Origin of the sequence: Cellulomonas sp. H30R-01, assembly GCF_010119915.1 — a bacterium.
Classification (GTDB): domain Bacteria; phylum Actinomycetota; class Actinomycetes; order Actinomycetales; family Cellulomonadaceae; genus Cellulomonas; species Cellulomonas algicola.
Genome location: NZ_CP048210.1, coordinates 2,722,549 through 2,737,062 on the forward strand (window position 1 = coordinate 2,722,549; position 14,514 = coordinate 2,737,062).

General features: G+C 74.9%; 14 protein-coding genes. 8 read left to right on the forward strand and 6 right to left on the reverse strand.

Translation table 11 applies throughout. The features are described from left to right. The first annotated feature begins 35 nt into the window (after nucleotides 1–35). Nucleotides 36–2,000 carry a GGDEF domain-containing protein gene (locus tag GXP71_RS12145; protein ID WP_162352852.1) on the forward strand — a complete coding sequence of 655 codons (1,965 nt, stop codon included), beginning with the start codon at nucleotides 36–38 and terminating at the stop codon, nucleotides 1,998–2,000. Between the two features lie 74 nt (nucleotides 2,001–2,074). On the opposite strand, the gene GXP71_RS12150 is transcribed toward GXP71_RS12145, so the two are convergent. Beyond that, a complete protein-coding gene (locus GXP71_RS12150) occupies nucleotides 2,075–3,199 on the reverse strand; it encodes an epoxide hydrolase family protein (protein WP_162352853.1) in 1,125 nt (374 codons plus the stop codon). Between the two features lie 144 nt (nucleotides 3,200–3,343). Between GXP71_RS12150 and GXP71_RS12155 the strand changes: the two genes are divergently transcribed. The 7 genes from GXP71_RS12155 (at nucleotide 3,344) to GXP71_RS12185 (ending at nucleotide 9,459) form a co-directional block, all read left to right on the forward strand. Further along, nucleotides 3,344–4,297 carry a YafY family protein gene (locus GXP71_RS12155; protein ID WP_162352854.1) on the forward strand — a complete coding sequence of 318 codons (954 nt, stop codon included), beginning with the start codon at nucleotides 3,344–3,346 and terminating at the stop codon, nucleotides 4,295–4,297. Between the two features lie 79 nt (nucleotides 4,298–4,376). After that, complete coding sequence (locus GXP71_RS12160; RefSeq protein ID WP_162352855.1) at nucleotides 4,377–4,922, forward strand: sigma-70 family RNA polymerase sigma factor; 546 nt, start codon at nucleotides 4,377–4,379, stop codon at nucleotides 4,920–4,922. Then, nucleotides 4,919–5,959: a hypothetical protein gene (locus GXP71_RS12165; RefSeq protein ID WP_162352856.1), complete on the forward strand. Its 1,041-nt coding sequence runs from the start codon at nucleotides 4,919–4,921 to the stop codon at nucleotides 5,957–5,959. The genes GXP71_RS12160 and GXP71_RS12165 overlap by 4 nt, the downstream gene beginning before the upstream one ends. Before the next feature lie 118 nt (nucleotides 5,960–6,077). After that, nucleotides 6,078–6,614, forward strand: a complete 537-nt coding sequence (locus GXP71_RS12170; RefSeq protein ID WP_124344339.1) for a sigma-70 family RNA polymerase sigma factor — start codon at nucleotides 6,078–6,080, stop codon at nucleotides 6,612–6,614. Further along, on the forward strand, nucleotides 6,611–7,825 hold the full coding sequence (locus GXP71_RS12175; protein WP_162352857.1) for a hypothetical protein: 1,215 nt from the start codon (nucleotides 6,611–6,613) through the stop codon (nucleotides 7,823–7,825). Before GXP71_RS12170 ends, GXP71_RS12175 begins: the two co-directional genes overlap by 4 nt. Before the next feature lie 78 nt (nucleotides 7,826–7,903). Continuing rightward, the gene (locus tag GXP71_RS12180; protein ID WP_162352858.1) at nucleotides 7,904–8,443 is read left to right on the forward strand and encodes an RNA polymerase sigma factor; all 540 of its coding nucleotides are present in this window, start codon (nucleotides 7,904–7,906) and stop codon (nucleotides 8,441–8,443) included. Then, nucleotides 8,440–9,459: a hypothetical protein gene (locus tag GXP71_RS12185; RefSeq protein WP_162352859.1), complete on the forward strand. Its 1,020-nt coding sequence runs from the start codon at nucleotides 8,440–8,442 to the stop codon at nucleotides 9,457–9,459. The genes GXP71_RS12180 and GXP71_RS12185 overlap by 4 nt, the downstream gene beginning before the upstream one ends. 72 nt (nucleotides 9,460–9,531) lie before the next feature. On the opposite strand, the gene GXP71_RS12190 is transcribed toward GXP71_RS12185, so the two are convergent. The 5 genes from GXP71_RS12190 to GXP71_RS12210 all read right to left on the reverse strand — a co-directional run bounded on the left by GXP71_RS12190 (nucleotide 9,532) and on the right by GXP71_RS12210 (nucleotide 14,485). Continuing rightward, entirely contained in the window at nucleotides 9,532–9,876 is a 345-nt protein-coding gene (locus GXP71_RS12190) for an STAS domain-containing protein (RefSeq protein WP_238402389.1), read from the reverse strand. Between the two features lie 168 nt (nucleotides 9,877–10,044). Next, on the reverse strand, nucleotides 10,045–10,731 hold the full coding sequence (locus tag GXP71_RS12195) for an anaerobic ribonucleoside-triphosphate reductase activating protein (protein ID WP_162352861.1): 687 nt from the start codon (nucleotides 10,729–10,731) through the stop codon (nucleotides 10,045–10,047). Next, on the reverse strand, nucleotides 10,731–12,563 hold the full coding sequence (locus GXP71_RS12200) for a ribonucleoside triphosphate reductase (RefSeq protein WP_162352862.1): 1,833 nt from the start codon (nucleotides 12,561–12,563) through the stop codon (nucleotides 10,731–10,733). Before GXP71_RS12200 ends, GXP71_RS12195 begins: the two co-directional genes overlap by 1 nt. Nucleotides 12,564–12,824: 261 nt before the next feature. After that, on the reverse strand, nucleotides 12,825–13,784 hold the full coding sequence (locus tag GXP71_RS12205) for a biotin-dependent carboxyltransferase family protein (protein ID WP_162352863.1): 960 nt from the start codon (nucleotides 13,782–13,784) through the stop codon (nucleotides 12,825–12,827). Continuing rightward, the gene (locus tag GXP71_RS12210) at nucleotides 13,781–14,485 is read right to left on the reverse strand and encodes an allophanate hydrolase subunit 1 (protein ID WP_202924244.1); all 705 of its coding nucleotides are present in this window, start codon (nucleotides 14,483–14,485) and stop codon (nucleotides 13,781–13,783) included. The genes GXP71_RS12205 and GXP71_RS12210 overlap by 4 nt, the downstream gene beginning before the upstream one ends. Between the last annotated feature and the right edge of the window lie 29 nt (nucleotides 14,486–14,514).

Here is a 14,514-nt window from a genome sequence, read left to right on the forward strand (position 1 = left end):
ACAGCGCGACGAGGCGACGACGAGCGGCGGCACCGATGGCGGACGGACACGAGGACGGCGACCGGCGCCGACCCTCCGGGGAGCCGCTCGTCTGCGTCCTGTCGCCGTTCATCGGCGGGCCTTTCTACGGTCGGGTGCTCAACGGCACGCAGCGGGGTGCGCGGCGCACGGCGAGCCGGCTCCTCGTCGTGCAGACCCTGGACGCGGCGTCGTTCCGCATCGACGCGCACACGGTGCCCGAGCACCTGCCGCCCGTCGCGCACGACCACGTCGAGGGGTTCGTCGTGCCGGTCGGCGCGGTCGCGGACGACTACGTCCAGGAGCTGCACGCGAGCGGTGCGGACGTCGTCCTCGTGGGGCACTCGCTGCCCGGGATCACGTCGGTGCGCGCCGACAACGCGGCGGGCGTCGCGGCGGCGGTCGCGCACCTCGTGGCGCACGGGCACACGAGGATCGCGTTCGCCGGGTTCCGGGGCGCACCGGACGTCGCGGAGCGCTACGACGGGTACCGCGACGGCCTGCACGCGGCCGGGATCGTGCCCGCCGACGACCTCGTCTACGACGCGCCCGACAACCTCGAGGGCGGCGGCGCGGTGGCGGCGCGCGCGATGCTCGCCGCGGGCCTGCCGTCGACCGCGGTCGTGTGCGGCACCGACCTCAACGCGATCGGCCTCATGCGGGTGCTCCGCGCCGCCGGCCTGGACGTGCCGGGCGACCAGGCCGTCGTGGGGTTCGACGACATCGACCGGGCCGCGTTCGAGCAGCCGGGGCTCGCGTCGGTCGCGCAGCCGATGGAGGAGATCGGCGCGACGGCGGTCGAGCTGCTCCGCGAACGTCGGGCCGCCGCCGAGGGACCGCGGACCGTCCGGGTGCCGACGACGTTCGTGCCGCGGGAGTCGTGCGGGTGCCCGGTCGAGCGCCCGGCGCCCGGCCCGGCGGACGCCGACCGTGCCGACCGGGCGGACGACGCCCGCGAGCGCACGTTCGCCGGGGCGCGCGCGCTCGGCCGGACCCTGGCGATGCACTACGAGCTCACGATGGACCTGCTGCACACGCCCGACGAGGACCCGGCCGCGCTGCGCTGGATGCGACACACCTTCGCCCGCGCGGGCTGCCTCGGGCTGTGGACGACCGGCGAGCGGTCGGTGCCCGACCCGGACGCGCGGACGCTCCGGGTGACCGGGACGTACGAGCGCTCGCCCGACGGCGACGCGGCGGGTCCGGTCGCGACGCACCCGGTCGCCCGCCGGACCGGCGTCCGGTCGTTCCCGCCGCGCGACGTGATCGCGCTCGCGCGCGACCCCGAGGACGTCGTGCTCGTCGTGCCGGCGAAGGTCAACGACAGCGACTGGGGGCTGCTCACGTTCGTCGGCCCGTTGCAGACCGGCGTCGAGAACGGACGTGAGAGCCCGTACCAGTGCACCGCCCTGCTGACGGTCGCGCTCGACCTGCGCCACAAGGAGGAGCAGCTGCGCCGGGCCGCGCTGCACGACCCGCTGACCGGGCTGCCCAACCGTGCCCTGTTCACCGAGCAGCTGCAGCGCTCCGTGGCCCGCGCCCAGCACCACACGCACTACCACTTCGGCGTGCTGTTCCTGGACCTCGACGGGTTCAAGGAGGTCAACGACTCGCTCGGCCACGCAGTCGGGGACGAGGTGCTGGTCGCCGTCGCCGGGCGGATCAGCCGTGCCGTGCGGGCCAACGACCTCGCGGCGCGCCTCGGGGGTGACGAGTTCGTCGTGCTGCTCGACGGCATGTCGTCGACGGCCGACGCGACGGCGGTGGCCGAACGCCTGAGCCGCGCGCTGCTCGAGCCTCTCGACGTCGGCGGGACGACCGTGCACGTCGGGGTGAGCGTCGGCATCGCGACGAGCGAGCGGGTCCCGGGCACCGCGGACGACGTCATGCGGGACGCGGACGCGGCGATGTACCGCGTGAAGCAGGCGCGCGCCGCCGCCGCGCTGGAGGGCCTGACGACGCGCGGCGTCGGCGGCCGCTGAGCGTCGGCGACGGGTGCGGGGGCGGCGGCCCGACGACGCGGGTCACCGCCCCCGACCGGGTGACGACGGGTGCGTCAGGCGAAGAACACGCGCAGGTCGTCGACGACGTCCTGCGGGACCTCGAGCGCCGCGTAGTGCCCGCCGCGCGGGTGCTCGGTCCAGTGCTCGATGCGGGCGTTGTCCCGCTCGGCGAGGCTGCGGATCGTCTGGAAGTCGTCCTTGAACACGGCCACGCCGATCCGACCGGTGCTCACGGCGGGCTCGGCACCGGACCGCTGCTCGGCGTAGTGGTACCGCGCGGCCGTCGCGTAGGTGTTGGTGAGCCAGTAGAGGCTGGCCTGGGCGAGCACCTGGTCGGCGGTCACGAGCGAGGTGCCGTTGCCGAAGCTCTCGAAGAGCTCGTGGTACGCGAGCGTCGCGACGGGCGAGTCGGCCAGGCCGGCGGCGACCGTCTGCGGCCGGGACGCGTTCATCGTGTTGTACGCGCCGACCGACTGGAACCACTGCATGTGCGCGAGCGCCGCGTACTCCCGCGGGCCGAAGCCGTCCATCTCCCCCGGCGCGCCCGTCGGGAACGAGAACAGCTGCAGCACGTGCGCGCCGCGGAAGCCGTCGGGGTCGAGGATCGCGAGCTCGCGCCCGACCATCGCGCCCCCGTCGCTGCCGTGCACGCCGTAGGAGTCGTAGCCGAGCCCGCGCATGAGGGTGTCGTAGGTGCGCGCGACGCGCGCCATCGTCCACCCCGCCCCGACGAGCGGCGTCGAGAAGCCGAAGCCGGGCATCGACGGCACGACGACGTGGAACGCGTCCTGCGGCCGGCCGCCGTGCGCGGTCGGGTCGACGAGCGCGTCGATCATGCCGAGGAAGTCGAGCACCGAGCCCGGGTAGGTGTGCGCGAGCAGCAGCGGGGTCGCGTCGGCGTGCACCGAGCGGACGTGCAGGAAGTGCAGAGGCTGGCCGTCGATCTCCGTGACGAAGCCCGGGTACGCGTTCAGCCGGTCCTCCACGGCCCGCCAGTCGAACGTCGTCCAGCGCGCGACCATCTCCCGCAGGTACGACTGCGGGGTGCCGTACTCCCAGGAGTCGTCGGGGGCGGCGGGGGCGAAGCGGGTGCGCGCGAGCCGCTCGCGCAGGTCGTCGAGGTCGGCGTCCGGGACGTGGACGGCGAACGGGCGGATCGGGAGCGGGGTGGCGGTCATGGTGGTCTCCGCGGGTCCGTGAGCGGGGTCTTCGTCCTGCTCGGTACCCTCACGCTAGAAGTTGATCCGGAACGGTTCTTTCCGCTTCTTCCGCCAGATCTGCGGCGGTCTGCGGCGGCACCCCGACGAGGTCCCGGAGGGCCCATGGCCACCACGTCCGCCCGGCTGCTGACGCTGCTCGGCCTCCTGCAGTCCCGCCCCGACTGGTCCGGCGCCGAGCTCGCCGAGCGGCTCGACGTCACCGACCGCACCGTCCGCAACGACGTCGCGCGGCTGCGCGACCTGGGCTACCCCGTCGACGCCGTCCGCGGACCCGGCGGCCGGTACCGGCTCGGCGCCGGTGCACGCGTGCCCCCGCTCCTGCTCGACGACGCCGAGGCCGTCGCCGTCGCCGTCGGGCTGCGCCGCACCACCGCGACCGCGGGGTTCGAGGACCCCGCCCGGTCCGCGCTCGCCAAGCTCGAGCAGGTCATGCCCGACCGGCTGCGACGGCGGCTCGCGTCGATCCGCGACGCCAGCGCGAGCGGGCCCGAGAACACCGACTCGAACGTCGAGGACCCGGCCGTCGACACGGTCGTCCTCGCGGCGCTCGCCGACGCCGTCCGCGACCACCAGGGCCTGCGCGCCTACTACCGCGACGAGCCCGTCGAGATCGAGCCGTACCGCCTCGTCGCGTGGCAGCGCCGCTGGTTCCTCGTCGCGCGTTCGCCGTCGGCGGGGACGTGGGCGCCGTACCGCGTCGACTGGCTCCGCCTGCGCACCCCCGGCGGCCGACGCTTCACGCCCACGCCGTTCCCCGGCGACATGACCGAGTTCACGGTCCGCGAGGTCGCCCGGACCGGCTGGGCCGTGCACGCCTGCGTCACCGTCGACGCCCCGCCCGAGGAGGTGCTGGCCCGCATCAACCCGACCGTCGGCACCGTCGAGGCCACCGACGACGGGCGCAGCGTCCTCGTCACCGGCGGCGACAGCGTCGAGGTCGTCGCCGTCTGGATCGGCATGCTCGGCCTCGACTTCCACGTGGAGGAGCCGCCCGCGCTCGTCGCGCACGTCCGGGTCCTGGCCGAGCGCTACGCGCGCGCTGTCCCCGGCACGTAGCACCGGGGTGGAGCGCCGCCACAACGATCCGGGCCCCGCCGACCGTCGTGCACCATGACGGCCACGACAGGGAGGTCCGATGCCCGCCTGGGAACAGGTGCTCGACGAGCTGCTCCGCACCCGCGGCGCCGCGCTCGTCCGCTACGCCACGATGCTGACGGGCGACAGCCGCAGCGGCGAGGACCTCGTGCAGGACGCCGTCGTGCGCTGCTTCACCCGCCGGTACGCGCTGCGCGAGGCGCACGCCGCCGAGTCCTACGTGCGGCGGACCATCCTCACGCTGTTCGTCGAGGAGCACCGTCGACGCCGCCGCTGGGGCGCCGTCCAGCACCTCCTGGCCCGGGCCGACGAGTCACCCGGACCCGAGCCGACGAGCAGCGCGCGCCTCGACGTGCAGTCCGCCGTCGCGACCCTCCCGCCGCGGCAGCGCGCCGTCGTCGTCCTGCGGTTCTACGACGACCTCACCGTCCCCGAGGTCGCCCGCACGCTGGGCATCGCCGACGGGACGGTCAAGCGGTACCTGTCCGAGGCGACCGAGCGGCTCGAGCGCCTGCTCGGCCCGCTGCAGGACGCCCGCGACGACGTCTCCCTGATCGACGCCATCCCCGAGAGGAGCTCCCGATGAGCACGCACCTGCGCACGGACCTGCACGCCGCGATCGACGGCGGCACGCAGGACTCCCCGCTCACGTCCGCCGACCTGCTGGGCCGCATCCGACGCCGTCGCGCCGTCCGCTCCGGCGCGCAGGGCGCCGTCGGGCTCGTCGCGGCGGGCGCCGTCACGGCCGGCGGCGTGCACCTCGCCGCCGGCTCGGGGGACGGCGAGCTGCGTCCGGGCACGACGTGCGGCACGGACGTGGCCGCGTGGGCGCGCACGCACCGCGACGACGACCTGCGCGTCGTCGCCCAGCCCTCGGGGCGCGAGATGTCGCCGCAGCTGCGGTCGCTCGGCGACGTCGACGAGGGCCGCGAGGTCGGGGCGGGCGGTCCGCTCGGGGAGTGGGCCGGCCGGACGCTCGAGCTCGTCGCCGCGCACGTCGCCGACGACGACCACGCGCCGGGTGACGGCGCGGGGATGCGGGTCATGCTCGCGCGCGACGGCGAGGTCGTCGGCTGGGCGCAGAACGTCGCACGCGGTGACGACGCCGCGTCGACGTGGCAGCAGGCCGCGACGGTCGACACGCCCGAGCCCGTCGTCGTCCCGGGCACCACGATGCTCACCGCCTACGCCTGGCTCGACCTCCACGCGTGCGCCGGGAGCGACCTGCCCGCCGGGACGTACGACGTGTACGTCGGCGACGGCCCGGTCACAGCGAACGCGCCTGTCGCGGACGTCGCGTCCGGCTGGACCGTCGACCTCCTCGACCCCGGCCCTGCCGTGACCGGCCTGCCCGACGACTTCCCCGTCGACGACGTGCCGGTGCTGCCGGGCGAGCTCGTCGCGGCCGCGCCGCACGTCGGCGGCGGCTGGCACCTCGAGGTCCGGGTGCCCGGCGTCGACGCGCACGGGCGCGCCTGGCGGCTCCTGGCCGAGCACGGCGCGCACGCCGACACCGAGCGGAGTCTGTCCGGGTACGTCACCGCGAGCGGCGACTGGACCGTCGACGTGCAGCCGTGGGACCGCGGCGAGCGGATCTCCTACGACGTGCGACCCGTGGGCTGAGCGACCGACCCACCGGGACCTGACCTCCCGGGCGTCCGTGCCCGGCGTCCGAGCGGGTGACCAACGATCCGCCACCCCTCCGCGTCCTGGACCATGACGACTCGGGACAGGAGGGCCGATGGCGGCGTGGGACCAGGTGCTCGACGACCTCGTGCAGGTCCGCGGGCACGCGCTGGCCCGGTACGCGGCGCTCCTCACGGGTGACCGGGACACCGCGGAGGACCTGCTGCACGACGCCCTCGTGCGGTGCTTCGGCCAGGCTCGTCCGCTCCGCGACGCCGTCGCGGCCGAGGCGTACGTCCGGCGGGCGATCCTCACGGCCTTCCTCGACGGGCAGCGGCGACGCACCCGGTGGGCGGCCGTGCGGCACCTCGTCATCCGGCGCGAGACCGTGGACGGCCCGGAGCCCGCCGTGGTCGAGCGGGTGAGCGTCGAGGCGGCGCTCGGCATGCTGCGCCCGCGGCTGCGCGCGTGCGTCGTGCTGCGGTTCTACGACGACCTGACGGTCCCGGAGGTCGCACGGCGCCTCGGTCTCGCCGAGGGCACGGTCAAGCGTTACCTGTCCGACGCGGTCGGGCAGCTCGAGGACGTGCTGGGGCCGGTGTCGACCGGTACCGACCGGCACGAGAGCGTCACGGTGGAGGAGGCACGATGAGCATCGACCTGGCGGCAGTGCTGCACGACGTGGTCGACCGAGGGCTGCCCGACGGCCCCGCCCCGGTCGACGTCCCACGGGTGCGGGCGCAGGCGCGACGCCGCCGCGCGGTGCACCTCGGTGCGCGGGGAGCGGTCGGCGTCGGAGCCGCGGGTGCCGTGGCGCTCGGGGCCGTCCACCTCGCGGGGGCGCGTGACGCCCGCACCGTGCTGCCGTCCGACCCCGACGCGGCTCCCGGCGAGTGCGGGTCGAGCGTCGCGGGCCTGGAGGGAACACCGGACCCGACCCTGGGCCTGGCCCGGTCGTGGTGGTCGGCACCCGGGGCCGGCACGACGGCGAACGGGCCGGCCGCGGTGCCCGGACCCGGCGACCTCGGCACCTACGTCGGGCGCGAGGTCTGGGTGCAGGCCGTGAGCTCGCGGCCCCAGGACGGTGCGGGCGAGCCCGCGACGGAGCTGTCGTCCCTGCAGGACACGCTCGCGCTCGTCGAGCAGGGCTACACGGACCGCCTCGCGGCGCGCGCGGCGGGCAAGGACGTCAGCCAGGACGAGCTCGACGAGCGCGCCGAGACCGTCGCCGCCCTCCAGGCGTCGATCGACACGAGGGTCGCCGACGGCGAGGTACCGCCGGCGACCCCGGCCGTGGCGCGGGTGCGGGTGCTCGTCACCCACGGCGAGCGCGTCGTCGCGACGGCCGTCCTGCCCGAGGAGGGCACGTCCGACGCCGTCGCCGTGTGGAACCGGGCGACGAGCGGCCTGCTGTCCGAGCAGGTGCGGCTCGGCCTCGTCACGTGCACGGTCGACGGCGTCGGCGGCGACCCGTTGCCGGCAGGGACGTACGAGGTCTTCGTCGCGCGCGGTGGCGGGCCGCTCACGTCCGCCTCTGGGCCGTGGACCCTGACGATCCCCCCGCACGCGAGCGCGGCATCCGGCCTTCCCGGCGACTTCCCCGTGGACGCCGTGCCGATGCCCCCGGGCACCGTCCTCGCGGTCGCCGGTGACGCCACGGCCGGCTGGAGGGTCGAGCTGGACGTCGCGGGCGACGACCGACTGTTCGTGGCGGCCGACCTCCTGACGGCGCTCGACGGTGCGACGGAGGAGGGGCGCGACCCGCTCGGCGTCACCGTCGACGTCCCCGGCTGGTTCGTCGAGATCCACCCGGGCGACGAGGGCGACGAGACGTCGCTCTTCTACGAGGTGCGCCCCCGCTGACGCGCGCCTGACGGCGGCCGACCCAACGTTCTCGGCGCCCCGAGCGTCCTGAGCGCGACGACCGGACAGGAGGCACGCATGGCGGCGTGGGAACAGGTGCTCGACGACCTCGTGCAGGTGCGCGGGCACGCGCTCGTGCGGTACGCGACGTACCTCACGGGCGACCGGCGGCAGGCGGAGGACGTCGTCCAGGAGGCGCTCGTCCGCTGCTTCGGCCGGACGCGCCCGCTGCGCGACACCGTGGCTGCCGAGGCGTACGTGCGCCGCGCGATCCTGACCGAGTTCCTGGACGGGCACCGCCGCACGACGCGGTGGCGGAGCGTCCGGCACCTCGTCGCGCGCGACGAGCAGGTCGAGTCGCCCGAGGCGGCCGCCGTCGAGCGGGCCAGCGTCGAGGCCGCGCTCGCGACCCTGTCCCCACGACTGCGGGCGTGCGTCGTCCTGCGGTTCTACGACGACCTCACCGTCGCGGAGATCGCCCGCACGCTCGGGCTCGCCGACGGCACCGTCAAGCGCTACCTGTCCGACGCGATGGACGCCCTGGAAGGGGTCCTCGGCCCGCTCGACGCGGACCGCACCACCGACATCGAGCTCGTGAACACCCGGGAGGCACGATGAGCACCGACCTGTCCCGCACGCTGCACGCGACGATCGACGGCGAGCCCGCGGGAGTCCCGACGGCCTTCGACATGACGCGCGTCCGGTCCCGCGCGCGGCGCCGGCGCGTCGCCCGCACCGCCACGCGCGGCGCGGTCGGGGTGGGCGCCGCCGGCGCCGTCGCCGTGGGCGCCGCGCAGGTCGGTGGGCGCGACGCCGGCGTCCTGCCGCCCGCCGTGGCGGGCGCACCGGCGGGAACCTGCGGCTCCGACACCGGCGCGCTGCGCGGCCTCCCGGTCGAGGACGCGCTCACGCTGACCGCGACGACCGACGACGCCAACGTCGCCGTCCTACCCCCCGACGCGCACGAGGGGGCCCTGACCAGCGTCATCGGTCCGTCGGTGTGGCTGTGGCCGTCCTTCGGCGGCGTGCGCGACCTGGAGGCGTACCCCCTCGTCCCCCGCCCCGACGTCGAGACCCCACCGTTCGTCCGGGTCGTCCTCGCGCACGAGGGGACGGTCGTCGGGACGTCGATCGAGCAGACCGACGTGGGCGGCATCCCGTACTCGCCGACCGGCTGGGACCCGCTGGTGGTCCCTCTCGTCACCTGCGACGAGCCGGGCCGACCCGGCGGTGACGCGCTGCCCGCGGGCGACTACGAGGTGTACGTCGCACCCGACGACGGCCCGCTCGACGCCCCCGTCGGTTCCGTCTCCCGGTCGTGGACCGTGCGCGTCGTCGACCAGACAGCCGTCTCGGGCCTGCCCGCCGACTTCCCCGACGACGTGCCGCTGGTCCCGGGCCAGCTGCTCGACGTCCGACGCCTCGACGACGGCGGCTGGTTCGTCGAGATCGAGACGCCGGCCGACGACCGGGTGTCGCGCGCGGGAGCTCTCCTCGACGGGTCCGCACCCGACGCAGGCCGAGGGCCTGGCGCGTCGTTCTACGGGACGACGCTCGCCGAGTGGACGGTGGAGATCAAGGCGTCGCAGGTCGACGGGGTGGAGACCGTCTTCTACGTGCTGACCCCCCGCTGATCCTCCGGCCGGTCGCGTGGTGGAGGGACCGTGCGGCCGGCCGGTGCCGTGGGCCGGGACCGCGGGACGGGCTCAGGCGACGGAGCCGTCGTCCGTGAGCGCGTCGTCGAGCGTGTCGTGCACCGTGAAGACGGGCAGCAGCGCCGTGATGCGGAAGAGCTGGCGGACCCGCTCGGTCGAGATGACGAGCTGGAGCCGCCCGCCGAGCAGCCGCACCTTCTTGAGCGACCCCACCAGCACCCCGAGTCCCGTGGAGTCCATGAAGGTCACGTGGCCGAGGTCGACGACGAGATCGGTGCGCTCGCGGTCGAGCAGGTCGTGGACGCTCTCGCGTAACGCGTCGGCCGTGGACACGTCGACCTCACCGTCGACCTCCACCACGGTCCGCGTCCCCACGTCCCTGCTGGTCACGCGCACCCTGTGCTCCCCCGTCCCTCGTCGGAAATTCAAACATTCCCGACAGGCCTGCGACGAGCGCATCGAGCGGCGTGTTTTCACCCGGGTGGCGGTGTCCGGCGTGCTCGATCGAGGACGGTGCGTCCCGGATCGTGCCGACCTGCGGCCTCCGGCACGGGACGGCCCTGCTCAGACGGTCGTCGGAGCGCGTCGTGCCGACGCGAGCGCCCGCCGGTACTCGTCGGTCGTGCCGTCGGGGCGGACCTCCTGCAGCACGTGGTCGCGCACGCCGAGGCCTGCGAGCGTCGCGGTGAGCTCGTCGACGTCGGCCGTCGTGAGGACGGTCGGGTCGACGGTCGTGCGGACCTGCACGTCCACGCCGGACGCCAGGACGAGCGCGAGGGACGCGGACGTCGCGTCGGCGCTCGTCGTCGGGCCGCCGGCCCGGGTGATCGCGCGGTACAGGTGCGCGGGCGCCTTGACGTCGAACCCCACCCAGTCGACGTGCGGCAGCAGCGCCTCGAGCCGTCGCGGGTAGGCGCCGCCGGTGTGCAGGCCGACCAGGAAGCCGGCGTCGCGCACCTCGCGCGCCGCGTCGACCAGGCCGGCCTGCCGGGTGGGCTCGCCGCCCGAGAAGACGACGCCGTCGAGCAGCCCACGCCGCCGCGCGAGCAGGTCCCGCACCTCGGACCACGGCACGACGCCGGGGGTGCGCGGGTCGAGGATCGCGGCGTTGTGGCAGTACGTGCAGCGCCACGGGCAGCCCTGCAGGAACGCGGTCGCGACGAGCCTTCCCGGCCAGTCGCACGACGACAGCGGCGTCAGGCCCGCGATCGCGAGCCCGTCCGCCGCCGCCGTCGTCGTGCGGTCCGTCATCAGACCTGCTGCTCCCCGCCGGCCGTCGCGAGCGCGTGCTCCTGGAACGGGGTCCGCTCCATGTGCTCGCCCTTCTTGCCGATGTTGAACGAGCTCACGGGCCGGTGGTAGCCCATGACGCGCGTCCACACCTCGCACACGACCTCGCCGTAGCCCTCGTCGGCGCAGCGCGGGCACGTCGGGTGCTCGCCCGACAGGTAGCCGTGCCGGGTGCAGACGGAGAACGTCGGTGTGACCGTGAGGTAGGGCAGGCGGAACGTCGACAGCGACCGCTTCACGAGCTCGCGCGCCGCCTCGGGCGTCGACAGGCGCTCGCTCATGTACAGGTGCAGGACGGTGCCGCCCGTGTACTTCGTCTGCAGGTCGTCCTGCCGGGCCAGCGCCTCGAACGGGTCGTCCGTGAAGCCCACGGGGAGCTGCGAGGAGTTCGTGTAGTACGGGTGGTCGTCCGTGCCGGCCTGCAGGATGCCGTGGAAGCGGCGGCGGTCCTCCTTGGCGAACCGGTACGTCGTGCCCTCCGCGGGCGTCGCCTCCAGGTTGTAGAGGTGGCCGGTCTCCTCCTGGTACCGGACCATCCGCGCGCGGACGAAGTCGAGCACCCGGACGACGAGCGCGTGCCCGCGGGGGTCGGTCAGGTCGTACGCGTCGCCCGTGAAGTTGCGGACCATCTCGTTGAGGCCGTTGACGCCGATCGTCGAGAAGTGGTTCTCGAGCGTGCCGAGGTACCGCTTCGTGTACGGGAACAGGCCCTCGTCGATGTACTTCTGGATGACGGTGCGCTTGAGCTCGAGCGACGTGCGGGCCAGGTCGAGCAGGCCGGACAGCGCGTCGAACAGGCCGTGCTCGTCGCCCGGGTTGAGGAAGCCGAGGCGTGCGCAGTTGATCGTCACGACGCCGAGCGAGCCCGTCTGCTCCGCCGAGCCGAACAGGCCGTTGCCGCGCTTGAGCAGCTCGCGCAGGTCGAGCTGCAGCCGGCAGCACATCGACCGCACGTCGCCCGGGTTCATCTCCGAGTTGAGGAAGTTCTGGAAGTACGGCAGCCCGTACTTCGCCGTCATGGCGAACAGCCGGTCCGCGTTCGGGCTGTCCCAGTCGAAGTCGTGCGTGATGTTGTACGTCGGGATCGGGAACGTGAAGACGCGCCCGCTCGCGTCGCCCTCCGTCATGACCTCGATGTACGCCTGGTTGATGAGGTCCATCTCCGTCTGGAGCTCGCCGTACGTGAAGTCGCACGGCTCCCCCGCGACGAACGGCACCTGCTCGCGCAGGTCCTCGGGGCACGTCCAGTCGAACGTGAGGTTCGTGAACGGCGTCTGTGTGCCCCAGCGCGACGGCACGTTGAGGTTGTAGACGAGCTCCTGGATCCCCTGGCGGACCTGCTCGTACGTGAGGCCGTCGAGCCGCACGTACGGCGCCATGTACGTGTCGAACGACGAGAACGCCTGCGCGCCCGCCCACTCGTTCTGCATCGTGCCGAGGAAGTTCACGATCTGACCGATCGCGGACCCGAAGTGCTTCGGCGGCCGTGCGTCGACCTTGCCCGGCACCCCGTTCAGGCCCTCCTGCAGGAGGGTCCGCAGCGACCACCCCGCGCAGTAGCCCGACAGCATGTCGAGGTCGTGGATGTGCAGGTCGCCCTCGCGGTGCGCCCGGCCCACCTCGGCCGGGTAGACGTGGCTCAGCCAGTAGTTCGCGACGACCTTGCCGGCCGTGTTGAGGATGAGCCCACCCAGCGAGTAGCCCTGGTTGGCGTTGGCGTTGACGCGCCAGTCGCGGCGGTCGAGGTACTCGTCGATCGACGAGCCGACCTCGACGACGACCTGCTCGGTCATGTGCGGTGTCCCCTTCGTCCCTGGTGCCCTCCCGCCTCAGCGACCCCACATGTTGTGGTCGCGGCGTCCCCGGAGGACTAGATGTGGCAGTTCTATGCCCGACGACGTGGCCTCCGGGGGACGAAGGTCCCGCCTCCGCGGGCGCTCGGGCGGCCCTGCGGCGAAAACTCGTCCGGATGCGCGGCGTGTCGCGACGGGGCCGTGCACGGCGTGCGGCGTGTCGTCCGGGACGGCCGCTCGCGGCGTGTCGCGACGAAGCGGTCAGCCGCGGACGAACCGGACCGGCTCCCCCGGTCGCACCTGCGCCAGGACCCCGAGCGCCGACGCACGCACGACCGCCACGACCGGGTACCCGCCCGTCACCGGGTGGTCGACGCCGAACACCACCGGCAGGCCGTCCGGCGGCACCTGCACCGCCCCCGGGACCAGACCCGCCGACGGGAGCTCCGCACCCGCACATGCCGGCACGCGCACCACCCGCGGACCGTCCAGGCGCAGGGCCACGCGGTCCGACGACGGCGTCACGCGGAACCCGTCCGTGCGGCAGACCGCGTCGAGGCCGCGCTCGAACCAGTCCGCGTGCGGACCCGGCACCACCGGCAGCCGCCAGGGACCGTCCGGCCAGGGGCGGACCGGGGCGACGTCGACGGGAGGCCACGCCGCGGGTGGGAGTCCGACCGGCAGGACGTCGCCGGTCGCGAGCGGCGCAGGGCCGATGCCGCCCAGCCGGTCCGTGGCGCGAGAGCCCAGCACCGGGGGAACGTCGACGCCGCCGCGCACCGCGAGGTACGTGCGCAGCCCACGCGTCGGGGCGCCGACGCGCACCTCGGCACCGTCCGGCACCTCGACCGGGGCGTGCATCCCGACCAGCACGCCGCCGACGCGCACCGGTGCCGGTGCACCCGCGCACGCGATCGTCAGCGGCCCGCGCGCCCGCAGCCGCAGACCGCCCATGAGGAGCTCCAGACCCGCCGCACCCTCGTCGTTCGCGACCACGCGGTTCGCGAGCCGCAGCGCCGCCGCGTCCGCCGCCCCCGACCGCCCGACGCCGACGTGCGCCCACCCGGGCCGGCCGAGGTCCTGGACCAGCGTGAGGACGCCGGGGTCGACCACCTCGAGAGCCCCGTGGTCGACGACCTGCCGGCCCCCTGGGTCGACGACCTGGCGGGTCGACGAGGCCTCCCGACGTCCGCGCGCCGCGTCGCGCCCTGCCGCGCTCACGCGGGGGCTGCCGCGGGTCCGTGGGTCGACGCCGGCTCGGTCTCCGGCTCCGGGACGAAGCGCACCCGGGAGCCAGGCGTCAGCAGCGCCGGCGGCGTGCGCGCCACGTCGAACAGCGGGACGTCGCACCGGCCGAGCAGCCGCCAGCCGCCCGGCGTCGCCGCCGGGTACACCGCCGCGAACTCGTCCGCGATCGCCACGGCCCCGGCCGGGACCCGCTCGCGCGGTGTCGCCCGTCGCGGGACACGCAGCGCCGGGTCCAGGCCGACCAGGTACGCGAACCCCGGCATGAAGCCGCCGAACGCGACCGTGTACGTCGCGGCCGCGTGCCGCTCGACGACCGCGTCGACCGTCAGCCCGGTGAGCGCCGCGACCTCCGCGAGGTCCTCGCCGTCGTAGTGCACGGGCAGCTCGACGACGTCGCCCCGCTCCGCCTCGCCGACCGGTTCCGCGGTGCGCGCGGACCGCCAGACCCGTCGGACCTCCGCCGCGAGCGTCGCCACGTCGGCCCGCGGCGTCGTCCGCAGCAGCACCGTCGTCGCCGCGGGCACCTGGTCGACCACCGCGCTCCACACCGACGGGTCCGCTGTCTCGCGCGCGCGCCGCAGGGCGTCGTCGAGCCGCCGCACCGCGGCGAGGTCCGCGACCTCGACGAGCAGCGCGTCGTCGCCGAACGGCACGACGTGCAGCGCGGAGGTCATGCGCCGATCCTGCCCCTCCGCGGCCACCG